Below are 15,435 nucleotides of genomic sequence, written 5' to 3'. Positions count from 1 at the left end.
TGCGCCAGGGCACCCTGCTCTCGGTCAGTTGCCGTCGGCCGAGCCCGAGCGCGTGTCTTTGCGAAAGCTCAATGGGGCCAGCGTATCGCCCACAGGCGCAAGGGCCTTGCCTTCGAGCCGTTCCACTTCCGCCGCCATCCGGAACCATTCGGCGGCCATCGCCGCCACGCGCTCCGGATGCCCCGCCGCGAGATCGTGCAGCTCGGTCCGGTCCTCGTCCAGGTTGTACAGCTCCCAGCGGCCGAGTTTCGCGGAGACCAGTTTCCAGGGGCCCTGGCGCAGCGCACGGTCCGTATTGAACCGGAAATAGAGGGTTTCGTGCGGCGCGCGCTGCTCGCCCCGGAAAATTGGCATCAGCGATTTACCTTGCAGCGGGTCAATCGCGCGCTCGCCGATCCGCGGCGGGTACGCCGCGCCGGAGACCTCCAGCGCGGTGGCCATGACGTCGATCAGGTGGCCCGGCTGGTGCGTGATCGCGCCGGGTTCGGTTTTCAGGCCGGCGGGCCAGTGCGCGATCAGCGGCGATGAAATCCCGCCCTCGTGCTGGTTCTGCTTGTAGAGCCGGAAGGGCGTGTTCCCCGCAAGCGCCCAGCTCGCGTCGTAGGTCCAGTACGATTCCGGATCCCAGGGCTTCAGGTAACGGCCGCGGGTCCGCTCGAAGGGGCACGCCCCGTTGTCCGACATGAAGAGGATTAGTGTGTTGTCCAGCACGCCCTTCGCGCGCAGGTGATCCACGAGCCGCCCCACGCCCTGGTCCAGTTCGTCCACCAGCGCCGCGTAGGCTTCCATCCGGTCGGCTTCCCACTGCCGCTCCGATGCGTCCAGTGAATCCCACGCCGGGATATGATCCGGGCGCGGGCTCAGCGCCCACGTTGCCGGCAGGAGCCCGCTTTCAAGCTGCCGCGCGTGCCGCGCCTCCCGCAGCGCGTCCCAGCCCCCGTCGTACCGCCCGTCGTACTTCCGGACCGTCGCCTCGGGCGCGTGCAGGGGATAGTGCGGCGCGTTGTACGCGGCGTACAGGAAGAACGGCTGTTCCGCCGACAGCATTTCATCCAGAAAGTCGATGGCGAAATCCGTGACCGCGTGCGTCGTGTAAAACGGTCGACCGTTCAGCGTCTCCGGCACGGGCCACGCGGCGCCATTGAGGCGGAAGGTGTCGTTGCCTGTGAAGAAGTTCGTCGATCCCGACAGGTGGCCCCAGTAGCGCTGGAATCCGAAATCGGTCGGTTGTTTGTCCAGGTGCCACTTCCCCGACATGGCGGTCCGGTAGCCCGCCGCGGACAGCACCTCCGCCATCGTCGCGCCCCGGCTAAGCGATTCACTCCCCGCCTGATCGCAATACAGCCCGGTCAGCAGGGACACCCTGGAAGAGTGGCACTTGGCGGTGTTGTAGAACTGGGTGAAGCGCAGCCCCGCCTCCGCCAGCGCGTCCAGGCGCGGCGTCTCGATTTCGCCGCCGTAACAGCCGAGATCGGCAAAGCCCAGGTCGTCCGCCATGATCACCACGATATTGGGGCGATCGGCGGCGTGGGCATGGAGGCCGGCGGCCAGCAAGACGAGGACCGCGAACGCGGCGCGGACATGGACAGACGCAAGTCGGAACATAATGATGAATTCTCCCAGGTGGAACAAGATACTCAGCTACTGCCCGCCCATGATAGCAGAAAGCCCCGCGCCGCCCGAGCCGGAAACTTTCGGGACAAATCGGAAATGGTATGTCAAGATAGTACTCTGGTTAGTAAGCCGCGCATGCGCCATCTGGGACGATATCAACCAAAAGGCAAGCACGATGGTGAAGTTCATGATCCTGTTTGTGGCTGGCTATCTGGCGCCAGTTCTCGCGATGGCGGATGAAGCCGTCCAACTCGCGATACCCGGTTTTCATGCGGGCGCGGACAGCGTACAAGCGGGCAGCGATTGGTGGGGGTTGTTTCGGCAGGACGGGGGCTTCGTACTGCAGCCCACGCCCGTCACCGTGGAGGCGGTCCGCAATCCCTTGTTCGACGGCGAGAACGAGAAAACGGCCGTCTTGATCGGGATTGCACAGGCGTCCAGACCCGCCTTTCTGTTCCGTGGGCTCGGCGGTGTACAGGCGGGCCCGCTGGAATCGTGCGCGGTAGACCGCGAGGCGTCCCAACTCTATCCGGGCCAGGACGTGGAATTGCGCCTTGGAAAGCGCAAGCTCGATGAACGCGTAAGGCTGGTTGTAACGGGCAGCGTCGAACTGCCCTCCGGTACGGCCTACCCGAGCGTGGCGGCGTACCAACTACACCTGATCAAGGGATTCGGCAGCATTGTTTCGCAAACGATCGCGGAAATTCCGGGCGTTTCGCGTGGTTCCTGGCCGGGCCTCGTGTGGGCCGGAGACCTCGATGGCGATGGCGAGCTGGATCTGCTTCTGGACCTCCGCGAAGACGATCTGACCACGGAACTCGCGTTATACCTTTCCTCGGCAGCGAAGGAAGGCGAACTCGTCGGCCTCGCGGCCAAGTGGCGCGCCACCAGCAATTGCTGACCCGGAATCCGTGCGAAATACACAACGTGCGCCCACATGGCCTGGCCTCCCACACTGAGCCAAAGCTAGCGTCGGACATGAAGGATCAGGATCGCCGTTCAACAGCGCCTCGATAGCGGCCAGCAAGGAAAACGGCGTCGAACTCGGGCATCGTGGCGGAATGGGGATGGACTCCTCGAAAACGGCTTGAAAGTTTTTTTCGAAAATCACTTGACTAACCGGTAAGGTAATGCTATAGTACCCACAGACGTCGCGCCCAAACGAGTAGTCTCGGGCGGGCGTGGATGACATTTCTGGAAAGGAACAGCGCAGTTCATGGCTGAAAACGGGAATACCTCGACGCGGGAGAGAATTGTGGACGCAGCAGTGGACTTGTTCTACCGGCAAGGGTACCAGGCGACTGTGGTCAACCAGATCGTGGAAGAGGCCGGGGTCTCCAAGCCGACTTTCTACACGCATTTCCCCTCGAAGGAAGACCTGTGCATTACGTACCTGAAGACGCGCCGGGATATTGCGCTCCAGGCCCACCGGGACGCCATCGCCGCCGCGAAAACGCCGTATGAGCGATTCCTGGCCCCCATTCGCGTGCTCCGGGACTATATGGCCAGCACCAGCTACCGCGGTTGCAGCCACTACAACATGCTTATCGAAATCACGGACCCCGAGAGCGCGGTGGTGAAGGAAGTCCGGAATTTCAACGACGCGTTCCGGGAAATGCTGCGGGATGTGACGCTGGCGTTGCTCGAGTCGGACCCGCAGTACAGCGCGCTCAATCCGGCCCAGGTGGCGGACGCGTATTACCTGATTTTCTGCGGGGGGATCATGTTTTCGCAGGAATACCGGGCGACGTGGCCGCTGGAGCTGGCGGAGACGCAGGTCAAGGGGCTGGTGGCCTAGCCCCCTTTTTTTTGGACAGCAACTAAACTAACCAGTAAGTTTTATGATCGTGCAGTACTAGGAACTGACCGGTTAGTGTGCCGGGCCGCAATGGGTGCGGTTCCGGCTTCGCAGTGAGGCAAACGCAGGACAACCCTGCAACGGAGGAAGCAACAATGAAAAAGACAATCTTCATGGCGTACGGCGTGGTGGCGTATCTGGCGTTTTTCGCCACGATTCTGTACATGATCGGGTTCGTGGGCGGTTTCGGCGTGCCCAAGGACATCAACGACGGCGCGGCGGCTCCGCTGGGAACCGCCATCGCAATCAACCTGGCGCTCGTGCTGGCATTCGCCGTGCAACACACCATCATGGCGCGACCCGCTTTCAAGCGGTGGTGGACCCGCCACTACATGCCGAAGCCTGTGGAGCGGAGCACCTTCGTGCTCGTGGCCAGCGCGATCCTTGCGCTCACGTTCTGGCAGTGGCGCCCGATCCACGGCGAGGTGTGGCGCGTTGATGCCGCCATCGGCCAGGGGGCGCTCTACGTGCTCTTTGCGCTGGGCTGGGGGCTGGTTTTCTACTCCTCCTTCCTGATCAACCATTTCGACCTCTTCGGTCTGCGGCAGGTCTTCCTGTACTTTCGGAAGCGGCCGTATACGCATATTCCGGTGAAGGTCGTGTCGCTCTACAAACTCGTGCGGAATCCGCTGATGCTCGGCTTCCTGATCGCGATGTGGGCGACGCCGACGATGACGGCCGGCCACCTGCTCTTTGCGGTGGCGATGACGGTCTACATCCTGATCGGGATCCAGTTTGAGGAGCGCACGCTTTCGAAGGAACTGGGCGACGAGTACCGCGCCTACCGCGCGCGCACGCCGATGTTGCTACCGGTTCCGCGCGGCGCGGCGGCGGGCGCGAACGAAACCAACCCGGGCCTCGCCCTGGCGGGAGACGAATAATGAGCACGCACCACGACACGAGCTGGTGGTACTGGCGCGGATGCGCGGTACTCCTCACCTACGGATTGTTCTGGAATCCCATGGGTTTCTGCTACGCCGGCCTTCTCAGCATCGCGCACCTCGCCCACTACATCTGGCGCGAAAAATCACTGACCGCTTTTACGGTGCAGGTGCGCGCGCTCTACCTGGCCATTTTGATCGCCGCGGCGCCCGCGCCGATGCACGCGCTGTACGTTGCGCCCTTCTTCGGCACCTGGGCCGTGGTGCTCTACGGCTACTGCTTCCTGGCGCGCGCCTTGTCGGTCATGCCGTGGAACCGCACCTGGCCCCTGACGGCGGACCGCTTCTGGAGCGTCATGACATCGCCGCCGCAGGCCGGCAGCGCTTTCGACGCGGTCATGGGCGGGGCCGGCTGCCGGGCCATCGGCTGCGAGGGGGACGCCCCGTTGGAACCCGCCGGGGCCGCCGCGCGGTAAGGCTCCGCTACCGTTCGATGACCAACGCGCGCCCGCGCCACCCCGGTGCGGGCGCGCGAATCTTTTTTTGACGCCGATCGGTGCGCGGCGGCCTCCGCCTGTTGTGCGATCTCCGGGCCGTTGTTATACTGTGCGCGATACGTCGTGCACCAAGAGGAAACCACCATGGCCAAGAGCGGCGCGAAAATACTGTTCGGACTCATCATCATCGTGGCGATCGCCGCGGGGCTTGCCGGCGCCGGGGCCTGGTACTACACCGAGGGCCGGCCCGCGGGGTATCGCGCCACCGCGATCCTGCAGTTGGAAGCGAACACCGGCGCCGCCTTGCCCGAAAGCGCCGCGCTGGGGCTGCCATCGGGCGCCGCCGCCGCTCCGGATTACGCGCTGCTCTTCGCATCCGACGCCATCGTGATGAAACTCCGCGATTCGAAGTTCCCCGAATGGACGCTGGAGTCGGTCAAGGCCGCGATGAAGGCGGAGACACGGGTCGCGTTGCAGACCAACGAACGCGTGGTGTACCAGCCCCTCGTCCAGCTTCACGTTATCGCGCCGGATCCGGCCCTGGCGGCCGAGGCGGCGAACGCGTGGGCGGGGCTCTGCGAGTCCTATGTCGCGGATCAGCGGGCGGCGGAGCGGATCAGCCGCCAGGAACATCTCAACCAGACACTGCAGCCCCTGCGGGACCAGCTCGCCGCCGCCCGCCAGCGCCAGGACGAACTCCGGGCGGCAACGCCGCTGGAACCCCTGGAGATTGCGGCACGCGCCGGCGCCGAGTCCCTCGAAGAACTGAAGACCGCCACCCGACAGGCCCAGGCGGTTGCCGCGCGGGGCGATGCGGCCCTGAAAGCCTTCAAGGCCTACGTTACCAAGGCGCCGCCCGCGGTCGTGATCGAGCTTTCCATGGCCGAGGCGGACGCCGAAGCCGAAACGGCGGGCGCGCGGGCCGAGAGTGAATTCCTTTCCGCGCAGTTGGCCGCCGCGGAAGCCGCCGCCGCTGAAGCGGGGGCCGCGTGGGCCGCCGCCAGCCGGGATCACGAGTCCGTGGAGTCGGAAATCGCGCGGCTGGTTCCACAGGTTCGGGAGCTGGAGCGGGCGTTGGACGCCCCGGCCTACACGGAAGCGGGCGCCCGCGTCGCGGCGGAGGCGGTCCCGCCGCAGTCCCCGGCTGGCCCGCACCGTTATGCGCTCGTCGCCGGTTCGGCGGTTCTGGGCGCAATCGCGGGACTCATCGTCTACTTCGGCCTGCTGACGCTGCGGGTGTACGCGCGGGAGCTGGACCGGGCTTGACGCCCGGATCCGCGGCGCCGTGCGCGAGCGATTCCTCCAGGGCTCGTCCTACTCCGTCGGGAGCATGATCTACGCCACGGCGGCCCTGCTCCTGACGGGCAAGCTGCTGACCAACGCGCTAACGCCGGACCAGGTCGGCCAATTCGCCCTGCTGTTGCTGTGCGCCGAGGGCCTGGCCATCCTCGCCAACCTGGGGCTCCCGGCAAGCCTCCCGAAAATCCTCCAGGCGCTGGAAGCCAACCCGCGCCGGGACACCCTCTCCAGCCTTTTCTCCTTTCAGGCCCGGGCGGCCATTGCGGCCGCCGCCGCCGGCTTCGGCGCCGCCCTGCTGGCCCCGCGCTGGCTGCCATCGGTCGAGGCGTGGCTGCCCCTGCCCCCGCACCTCGTGCTCCTGCTGCCCCTCCTTCTCGTCACCGCCGCTCTGCGCGACTTCCTACTCGCGGGCGCCGCGGGCATGCACGCCTACGCGCACCGCGCCGGGGCGATCATGCTGATCGCCACACTCCAGGCGGTGTTCTTCCTGGTGCTCTTCCTCCAGGGCGCCGGCGACCCGCTTCCCTTCGCCGTTTCCTACCTGTTTGCAACCGCCGGCGGCGCGGCGCTGCTCGCCCGCGTGCTGGCACGGACCGGGCCGGTGAACTGGGCCGAGACCCGCGGGCAACTCCGCTTCAGCGCGCCGCTCTTCGCCAACAATGTCCTCAACTTCCTCTACCTGCGCGCGGACACCGTCCTCGTGGTCTATTTTCTCGGCCTGCGCAGCGCCGCGATCTACGAAATGGCGCGGCGCGTGCCCGGGGTGGTGTCCCGGTTTTTCAACGCCGCGCTGATTCCCTGGCTGCCGAGCCTAACCGAGGTGCTGCGCGGCGGTGATCGCGCGCGGGCCGGCGCGCTCCTACAGGAGGTGTCGGTGACGGTGGCCTTTGCCGGATACGCGAGCACCCTGTTCGTGATTGTCGTGCAGGCGCCGCTCCTCCGGGTGCTGTTCACCGAGGACTACACGGCGGCGGCCCCGGCATTGGGCCCGCTGCTCGTCGCGGCGTGTCTGGCCGCGCAGGCGGGCATCCTGGGCCAGGCGCTCATCGCGCTCGAACGCCCCTGGTGGATCCCCGCCATCAACATTGCGCTCGTCGCCGCGAGCCTCGCGCTCAACGCGGTGCTCCTGCCGCGCTGGGGGCTCGCCGGGGCCGGCTGGAGCGCGCTCGCGGCCGCCGCAATCAGCTATGCGCTCCAGCGCGCCGCCGTGGCGCGCGCCGGGGTTCCGCTGCGCGAGGGCCGCGGCCTGCTGGTGCACGCGCTGTTTCTGGCGGCCTGGGCCGTGCCGTTGAACCGGGGCGCGGACCCGCTGCCGGTGCTGGCCGCCGCGCTCGTATATGTGGCGGCTTGCCTCTACTTGCGCGCGGTCCCCACCGGGATGTGGCGGGCCGCCCTGCCGGGATCCGCGCCATGATCGTCCTCGGCATCGATGGCCGCCTGGCGAACGAGGAGGAGCGCTCCGGCGCGGGCCGATTCTGCCGCGAGCTGCTCTACGCGCTGGGTTTTCTCACGGACTGCGGCGTGCGTCTGCGCATCTACCTCGACCGCCCGCCTGTGCCCGGATTCGACCCCCGGCGCGCCACCCTCATCACCCTGCCGGCGGGCCGGTTCTGGACGCACCGCCTGCTGGCCCGCGAATTGCGCCAATCGCCGCCGGACGTCTTCTTCTCGCCGGTGGCGCAATTGCCGGTGCTGTGCCCCTGTCCCGCGATCGTGACCGTGCTTGATCTGGCCGCGCGCACGCATCCGGAGAGTTTTCCGGCTAAGAAGCGCATCGCCATGCGCGTGCAGGCGGATCACGCCATCCGGCGGGCCAGCCGCCTCCTGGCGATCAGTGAAGCGACCGCGCGCGATGTTGAGGATACGTATCGCCTGCCGCGCGACCGCGTCACGGTCGCGTACCCCGGATGCGCGGAAGAATTCTTCGAAGCGAAGCCGCACCCGTCCGGTTCCGGCACGATACTGGACTCGCTCCCGGAGCGCTACGTGCTCCACCTGGGCCAGGTGCAGCCGCGCAAGAACCTCGAACGGCTGATGGCGGCCTATGCGCGCGTCTGCCGCCGGCATCCCGGCATGCCGCACGATCTGGTCATTGCCGGCGGGCAGGGCTGGCGGAACGAGGAAATCTACCGCGCCGCGCGTACGTCGCCGGTGGCCCACCGCATCCACTACTTCGACTTTCTCCCGGATTACCTCATACCGCCGCTTGTCGCCGGGGCCGATGTGCTTGCGCTGGTCTCGCTTTCCGAGGGTTTTGGCCTTCCGGCGCTGGAGGCCATGGCCGCCGGCACGGCGGTCCTCGCCTCGAACAGCTCCTCGCTCCCCGAAGTGGTCGGCGACGCCGGGGTTCTGGTGGATCCCCTCGACACCGAGGCCATCGCGGACGGCCTGGAGCGGCTGCTCTACGACGCCGCCCAGCGCATGATCTGCGAGGAACTCGGCCGCGCCCGCGCCCGCCGCTTTACCTGGGAGAAGACCGCGCAAATCGTGGCGGACGCCGCCCTGCAACTCGCCGGACCGCGCACCGGCGACCCCGGCTGAACGGCGCCCGGCGCACCCCTCACCCGAGGGGCGCCGTGTCCGCGCCGTCCGGCGTTCCATCGCCATCCGTATCGGGGTTGCGCGGGTCCGTCTCGCCGGGGTCCACCCGCCCGTTCCGGTTTGTGTCCTCCGCGCCGTCGGGCAGGCCGTCGCCATCGGTGTCCGGGTTGAGCCAATCGGTTTCGCCGGGGTCCACCGCGCCGTTGCCGTTGCGGTCTTCGACGGCGTCGGGCAGGCCGTCGCCATCCCGGTCTTCGACCGCGTAGCCGGCGCGGCTGAGCCAATACAGGAGGTCCAGCGCAAACGCGCGGTTGTCCGGGGCGTCGAGTGCGGGGGTTTCCAGGGGTGCGGGCGAGGCAAGCAGCGCGATGCGCCCGTAACCATGGTCTCGGGCGACGAAGACGTGCCGGCCCGGCGGCCCCGGCACCGAAACGCCGGCGCCCTCCGCCAGGACGAACCCGGAACCGTTCCGCATGGCGAAGTCCCGCCAATGGCCGAGCAATTCCGCCTCGCCCGCGGCGGGGAAGGCGCCCTGCAGCGGGCTGTCCATGGGGACATCGACGCCTAGCGGCCCGAGCCAGGCCCCGAGATCGCGAAAATGGTCGCCGGCCAGGTGCTCCCCGAGGAACAGGACCGCGCCCCCGCCGCTGAGATAGTCGAAGAGGGCTTTTTGTGTCAAGACGCCCTCGGCCGCCGCCCGCGCGGATATCGCCACGATAGAAAAGGCGTCCAGGGGCTCGGAAACGGGGCCGAAATGCTCGGCGATCGCGAAATAACAGGGGTATCCCGCGGCGAGGTCGACCAGCGCCCCGAGGCCCCTGGGATCTTCCGCGTCGCGGACGCCGCGCGCATCGCCCGTGGCCGGCCAGATCCAGAGCATGCGTGGCAGGGTGTTTCGCGGCGGATCCACGCGGACCAGCACGGTGGCGGGGCTGTAGGCCGCCGTGTAGCCCGGGCGGTTACCCTTTGCGCGTCCCGTGAGGGTGACCGTCAGGTGGCCCGACGTGATTCCCGCGGGGTCAAAGCGCTCGGGGTCGACACCGAGGTAGGCGTAGCCGGAACCCCGGGACGTGCGCGGATGCACCCGGAGCCACGGGAGCGCGCCGTCGTCGAGGTGAATTTCCCACTGCGCGTCGGGATCGCCCGCGCTTTCGATCCGCAGCGCGCGGAGCTGGCGGCCGACCGCGGTGTGGGGAAAGACCACCTCCGGGCTGACGGACAGGCGGGGCGATGGCGCATTCGGATGCGGATCGCTACCGTCGGGAATGCCGTCGCCGTCGGAGTCGGGGTGATCGGGCCGGGTTTGCAGGCGTCGTTCCAACGCATCTTCCAGGCCGTCGGCGTCGGCATCGGGCGCGGGGAGAATCTCCTCCGGGAGCCAGACGGCGCCCACGACCCAACCGTGCCGCATGGCGACTGTGGCTTCGGGCGCGCAGGACGGCAGCGCGACGCGGTGAAGCCGGTTGCCCTCGCCCAGGACCGGCCCGAACGCGGTCCACTGAATTATGGTCACCGGCGCATCGTACAGATGGCTGTTGTCCGCGCGCAGGCCTCCGGGCCAGAATTCGACGCGCGGGCCCGCCGCCACGATCAGGTCTCCCCGGGCGGGCTCCGCCGCGAGCACGACGCTTGCCCGCACCCCGACCAGTGAGACGGAACGAATCACGCCCGGTACACCGCCGCCGCCGGGCTCAATGCGGGTAATCCGGGCGAAATCGGTGCCCGGCGCGCGGGTCGCCACCCAGACGCCCCGGAGGTCCGCCGCGAAGCACGATGCGTCTCCCGCGGCCACGCCGGGGAGTTCGAGCGGCGGACCCGCGGCCTGGAGGGAGGTGGCGTCGAGCGCGTAGAGCCAGGAAGCGGGCTCCGCCAGGGCCAGGCTGGAAAAGAGGATGAAGACCTGGCGCGCGTCCGCCGAAAGCCACGCTCCGCGGAGATCGTGGAGCGAATCCGGGTGCGTCCCGCTGGTAAACGGAACCGGCGCCTCGGCGGCCATTCCCGTCACGCGGGCGGTCTGCAGCATCGCCGGATCATCGTTTCCCGCCGCGCCGATCGCGAGTGTGCGGGCGCCGTGGAGGGCGAGGGTGAATCGGGGCGCGATCGCCAGTGGGATGGCGCCGCCCTCCGCCTGTACGCGGTCCGGCGTTCCTTCCGGCGGCCACGGCCGCGCGAGCAATTGCCCGCGCCAGGCGCCGTCTTCTCGGCGCAGGCCGGCCGTAACCAGCAGATAACTCAACGTGAGATCGTCGCGAAACACCCCGACGGCGTGCTCGCGCCAGCCGGGCGCGCCCGCCGCGCCCGCGCCGGGCCAGACATCGAAGGGGGCGCCGCGAAAACTGGTCAATGTGGCGCTTTGTTGCGGCGCGTCGAAGCGCCCTCCGCGCCAGGGCTGCCCCGTGGTCAGGTGGATGCCGCCCCGGTCCCGGTCGAACACGATGGGGCCGGTCAACACCGTGCCTGGAAGCACGCGCCCTCCGGGCAGGACGGCTCCGGTTTTAAAGTCCAGGCTGCTCGCCTGGAGCTGGAAGGCGTCCCCCTGCGTGTTTCGGGTTTGCGTGACCGCGATGATCCGCTGCGCCTGCACAGGGATAGCCCCCGCGGCGATCGCGAGGGCCGCCGCTATCAGACCGTGGAATCGCCGCGCCTGCGTGGACATGGGGGTAACGATACGCAAGGGCGCGGAACGGTTGCAATGGTTGCGGGGATAAGACCGAGCGCCGCCCGGAGAACCGGCAACTGGAGCGGGACACCCGAGGCGGGAAAGGCCAATGATCCAGGGCAATCGCATTTAAACTTCAAGTCCGAGCCGAGCGCCATACGAACCAACTGAAATCTTAAAAAGGGCGCGTGTTGGAGCGCTGGCATCCTTGCCGGCAGAGATGCCGGCGCTCCAAAACGCTCACGTTCATTGATTCAAGGCTCCAAATCAACTCACCTTCACACCCAAATGCCGCGATCGGGGTTAAATGCGATTGCCCCGACCAATGATCCCGTAACTGGCCGAATCTCGAGAAGTTCTTGTATAATTGCCCCGCGACCCCCGCGCACCCGCCATCTATCACAGGTACCCGTATGAGCACGACTTCGTTTCCCAAGCACAAGATCAAGGTTCTCCTCCTCGAGGGCGTTCACCCGGAAAGCGTTCGCCGCTTCGAGGACGAGGGATTCAGCGTGGAAGCGCACAAGGGCGCGATGGACGAGAAGGAGCTTCTCAAGGCCATCAAGGATGTCCATATTCTTGGAATCCGATCCAAGACCCAGATCACCGGGGCGATTTTCAAGAAGGCCAACCGTCTTCTTGCCGCCGGCGCCTTTTGCATCGGCACGAATCAGGTTGATCTGGCCGCGGCGAAGATCCGGGGCATCCCGGTCTTCAACGCGCCCTACTCCAACACCCGCAGCGTCGCCGAGCTGGTCATGACCTACATCGGCATGCTCTTCCGGGGCCTCTACGGCAAGATCAAGCACGCGCACGCGGGCGAGTGGGACAAGAGCACCTCCGGCAGCGTCGAAGTGCGCGGCAAGACCATCGGCATTATCGGCTACGGGCACATCGGCCAGCAGGTTTCCGTCCTTGCCGAGGCGTTCGGCATGCGGGTGTTGTACTACGATATCGTCGACAAGCTCTGCATGGGCAACGCCACCCGCGTGATCGACATCCGCGATCTCATGGAGCGCTCGGACGTGGTTACGCTGCACGTCCCCGGAACGAAAGACACGGAGGGCATGATCGGGGCCCGGCAGATCAGCTGGATGCGCGACGGCGCCTTCCTGCTCAACGCCAGCCGCGGGTCCGTGGTGGATATTGACGCGCTTCGCGACGCGCTCGACAGCGGCAAGCTTGGCGGCGCGGCGCTCGACGTGTTTCCCGTCGAGCCCAAATCGAAGGCCGAAAAGTTCCAGTCGCCGCTGCAGGGGCGGGACAACGTCATCCTCACGCCGCACATCGGCGGGGCGACCGAGGAGGCGCAGCGCAACATCGGCCTTGAGGTGTCCGGCAAGCTCATCCGCTTCACCAACAACGGCAGCACCGAAGGGGCCGTGAACTTCCCGAACGAAGTGTTGCCCGAGATCCGGGATCACCACCGTATCCTGCACATCCACCAGAACGTGCCCGGCGTGTTGCAGAAGGTCAACACCATGTTCGGCGAGGCCGGCATCAACGTCGGCGCGCAGTACCTCCGCACCTACGAGGACGTCGGCTACCTCATCATGGACACCGACAAGAGCGCGACCAAGGCGATGATCAAGCAATTGGCCGAAATGCCGGAGACCATCAAAGTGCGGGCGCTGTTCTAGCGTTTGCGGTGGCGTCCGAAGGCTCCCCGAAGCAGGGCGATTGCGGCGGCGCCCAGTAGCGCCAGGTCGCCGCGCGCGCCTCGGGTGCTCCCGGGCTGCGCCTTATTCAACGGGCATCCCCCGATTTCACCTTCACCTTCACCTTCGCCTTCGCCTTCGCCTTCGCCTTCGCCTTCGCCCTCGCCCTCGCCCTCGCCCTCGCCCTCCACGGGTTGTATCGACAGGCTGGCCTCCGCGGTATTGCCGTAGGCGCCGAGGTTTACGCGCCCCCCGTTCGGGGCGGGTTCATTGGCGAAGCTGTCGGCCGGATCGCCCGCGTCAATGGCGGGGCTGGTGTCCGCATCCATTACGAAGGCGCCGGCGCCGGCGCTGGCCGCGGGATCCCACCGACCCGCCGCCGATCTCAGGTGGTAATCTCCCGCCGCCGGGTCGGCGAAGAGGGGATCTCGGGAAATGTTTCCCGTGCCGGCGGTCACATCGCCGATATTGCTGTAACTCACCAGCACCGATGACATGTCGTCGAACCAGATTTCGAGGTCGTTGCCCCAGAATATGCTGTTCCGAACCATCACGCTGGAGGAGCCCTCCACAAAAAGCGCGTTGCCCCCGAGATACGCATCCGGGACCGGGTTGTCCGCGATCGTGCAGTTTATAATCTCCACGATCGACCCCACGCGCACCCCGTCGATCTCGCCGCCGTCCACGTAGACCGCGCCGCCACCCGTTCCCGCGGGCTCGACCGTGTTCTGGTATATAAGTTCGTTGCGCAGGACCGCGGTCGCCCCTTCGTCCACAAACACGCCCGCGCCCAGGCCGGCCGCGTAGTTGTCGAAGATTTCGTTGAACGACAGGTCGGCGTGATTGCCCGGATTGAAGACCAGGATCCCGGCGCCCCAGCCATAGCCCAGTTCGCGCCCGATCTCGTTTTCGTGAATGCGGTTTCCCGTTATGGTCGCCTCCGGCGCGCCGACGTAGATGCCACCCCCGTGGTCGCCGTGCCCCACGTTTCCGCGAACGGTGTTTCCGCGAATGGTGGCCGTTCCGCCCAGCGCCGCGATTCCCGCGCCGCGAAGCGCGACGTTCTCGCTGATGTCGTTGTCCTCAATCGTGATATCGGCGCCATCCGCATAGATCCCGCCGCCAAAGGCCGACACGTCGCCCGCCCGGCGCGCGTCATTGCCCTCGATAAGGTTGCTTCTAAGCACGGGCGCGCCGCCCCGCACGAAGACGCCGCCGCCATTCGATGCGTAGGGCAGGTCCACCGTGCTTCCGCCGCCGCCCGTAATTCGAAACCCGTCAACCTCGGTAGCGCCCGCCTCCAGCAGCGTGACCACGGATTCCGAGCCGGTCCCGTTCAGTTCCGTCAAATAAGCAGCGGAATCGCGGGTGTCGAAGTCGCCGGGCTGGCCGGTTGCATATTGCACCTCCGAACCGCCGATATAGCCGCCCCGGAGCAATACGGCCTTAGCTTCGACGCGCACGTCCTCGTTGTAGACCCCGGTCGCCACGAGCACGGACTGGCCCGGGGCCGCGGCGTCGATTCCCGCCTGGACGGTTCGATAGGGCCGCGCCGGGGTTCCGTCCGGGGGTGCGCTGGCGTTTCGCGCATCGACACACACCTGGGCATCGGCGGCCAGGGCAACGAGGGCCGTAACGGCAATGGAAAGGAGGAAGGATCGCATAGTCGCGGAACACTCCACAGTAGAAGCCACAACGCACCGCAGCGGCCAGGAAGGCAGCCCATGAACACCATGTTACCATAAGTACAGTAAAATCGGTTAGGAAAAAAATCGTAGGCGGGTAGTGGGGTATTCTGACACCAATTCGGTGGAGCGCGGAAACCCGCCCGCCCGGCCCGGCGTCGCGTTGACCTTTATCGCGGCGCGGATTATGCTATCGCCCATGATCCGCGACGCCACCGAACACGACGCCCCGGCCATCGCCGCCGTGTACAACCCGTATATCACGGAACTGCTCACCAGCTTTGAAAAGGACCCGCTGAGCGATTCGGCGATGGCGGATCGCGTGCGGGGGATCCAGGCCGGGTATCCCTGGCTGGTGTACGACGCGGATGGCGAAATTCTGGGCTACGCCTACGCGGCGCGCTGGAAAGAGCGCCACGCCTACCGCTACTGCGCGGAAACCTGCATCTACCTGCGCCGGGGCTGTGAGGGGCGCGGGATCGGGACCGCGCTTTACGCGGAGTTGCTCCGGCGTATGCCGGATCACGGGCTTCAGGTCGCCATCGCCTGCATTGCGCTTCCCAATGCCGCCAGCGTTGCGCTCCACGAGAAGTTCGGCTACGTGAAGGCCGGCCACTTTCCGCGGGTGGGATTCAAGTTTGGCCAGTGGATCGATATCGGGTATTGGCAGAAGCGCCTTTCGGAGGACTGAGGTCCGGGGTCCGGGCCTCAGCCGGAAGATCGCGCGCCGCGGTCCCTCGCGT

12 protein-coding genes are annotated in these 15,435 nt (G+C 66.9%); 9 read left to right on the top strand and 3 right to left on the bottom strand.

Translation table 11 applies throughout. The annotated features are described in order from the left end of the window. Nucleotides 1–24: 24 nt before the first annotated feature. A complete protein-coding gene (locus tag KF886_25300) occupies nt 25–1,605 on the bottom strand; it encodes an arylsulfatase (GenBank protein ID MBX3180677.1) in 1,581 nt (526 codons plus the stop codon). Between the two features lie 184 nt (nt 1,606–1,789). Between KF886_25300 and KF886_25295 the strand changes: the two genes are divergently transcribed. The 7 genes from KF886_25295 to KF886_25265 all read left to right on the top strand — a co-directional run bounded on the left by KF886_25295 (nt 1,790) and on the right by KF886_25265 (nt 8,690). Continuing rightward, nucleotides 1,790–2,515 carry a hypothetical protein gene (locus tag KF886_25295; protein MBX3180676.1) on the top strand — a complete coding sequence of 242 codons (726 nt, stop codon included), beginning with the start codon at nt 1,790–1,792 and terminating at the stop codon, nt 2,513–2,515. A gap of 315 nt (nt 2,516–2,830) precedes the next feature. Then, nucleotides 2,831–3,412, top strand: coding sequence for a TetR/AcrR family transcriptional regulator (locus KF886_25290; GenBank protein ID MBX3180675.1), 582 nt, complete (start codon nt 2,831–2,833; stop codon nt 3,410–3,412). 155 nt (nt 3,413–3,567) lie between these two features. Continuing rightward, nucleotides 3,568–4,353: an isoprenylcysteine carboxylmethyltransferase family protein gene (locus KF886_25285; protein MBX3180674.1), complete on the top strand. Its 786-nt coding sequence runs from the start codon at nt 3,568–3,570 to the stop codon at nt 4,351–4,353. Beyond that, the gene (locus tag KF886_25280; GenBank protein MBX3180673.1) at nt 4,353–4,829 is read left to right on the top strand and encodes a hypothetical protein; all 477 of its coding nucleotides are present in this window, start codon (nt 4,353–4,355) and stop codon (nt 4,827–4,829) included. The genes KF886_25285 and KF886_25280 overlap by 1 nt, the downstream gene beginning before the upstream one ends. A gap of 165 nt (nt 4,830–4,994) precedes the next feature. After that, complete coding sequence (locus KF886_25275; protein ID MBX3180672.1) at nt 4,995–6,116, top strand: hypothetical protein; 1,122 nt, start codon at nt 4,995–4,997, stop codon at nt 6,114–6,116. A 19-nt stretch (nt 6,117–6,135) separates the two neighbouring features. Continuing rightward, a complete protein-coding gene (locus KF886_25270; protein MBX3180671.1) occupies nt 6,136–7,563 on the top strand; it encodes a lipopolysaccharide biosynthesis protein in 1,428 nt (475 codons plus the stop codon). Continuing rightward, entirely contained in the window at nt 7,560–8,690 is a 1,131-nt protein-coding gene (locus KF886_25265; GenBank protein MBX3180670.1) for a glycosyltransferase family 4 protein, read from the top strand. The genes KF886_25270 and KF886_25265 overlap by 4 nt, the downstream gene beginning before the upstream one ends. Before the next feature lie 19 nt (nt 8,691–8,709). On the opposite strand, the gene KF886_25260 is transcribed toward KF886_25265, so the two are convergent. Next, nucleotides 8,710–11,346, bottom strand: a complete 2,637-nt coding sequence (locus tag KF886_25260; GenBank protein MBX3180669.1) for a hypothetical protein — start codon at nt 11,344–11,346, stop codon at nt 8,710–8,712. A gap of 416 nt (nt 11,347–11,762) precedes the next feature. Here KF886_25260 and serA point away from each other — a divergent pair, with 416 nt between their 5' ends. Continuing rightward, entirely contained in the window at nt 11,763–12,989 is a 1,227-nt protein-coding gene (serA, locus tag KF886_25255; GenBank protein ID MBX3180668.1) for a phosphoglycerate dehydrogenase, read from the top strand. On the opposite strand, the gene KF886_25250 is transcribed toward serA, so the two are convergent. Continuing rightward, nucleotides 12,986–14,671 (bottom strand): right-handed parallel beta-helix repeat-containing protein, encoded by a 1,686-nt coding sequence (locus tag KF886_25250; GenBank protein MBX3180667.1) that lies wholly within the window; start codon nt 14,669–14,671, stop codon nt 12,986–12,988. The genes serA and KF886_25250 overlap by 4 nt on opposite strands. A 220-nt stretch (nt 14,672–14,891) precedes the next feature. On the opposite strand from KF886_25250, the gene KF886_25245 reads away from it, so the two are divergent. After that, nucleotides 14,892–15,383 carry an N-acetyltransferase gene (locus tag KF886_25245; GenBank protein ID MBX3180666.1) on the top strand — a complete coding sequence of 164 codons (492 nt, stop codon included), beginning with the start codon at nt 14,892–14,894 and terminating at the stop codon, nt 15,381–15,383. Nucleotides 15,384–15,435: the final 52 nt, after the last annotated feature.

The sequence above is a fragment of the Candidatus Hydrogenedentota bacterium genome (assembly GCA_019637335.1).
Classification (GTDB): domain Bacteria; phylum Hydrogenedentota; class Hydrogenedentia; order Hydrogenedentales; family JAEUWI01; genus JAEUWI01.
Note: the sequence above shows the minus strand (reverse complement) of the source record. Positions and strands in the feature narration are given on the sequence as shown.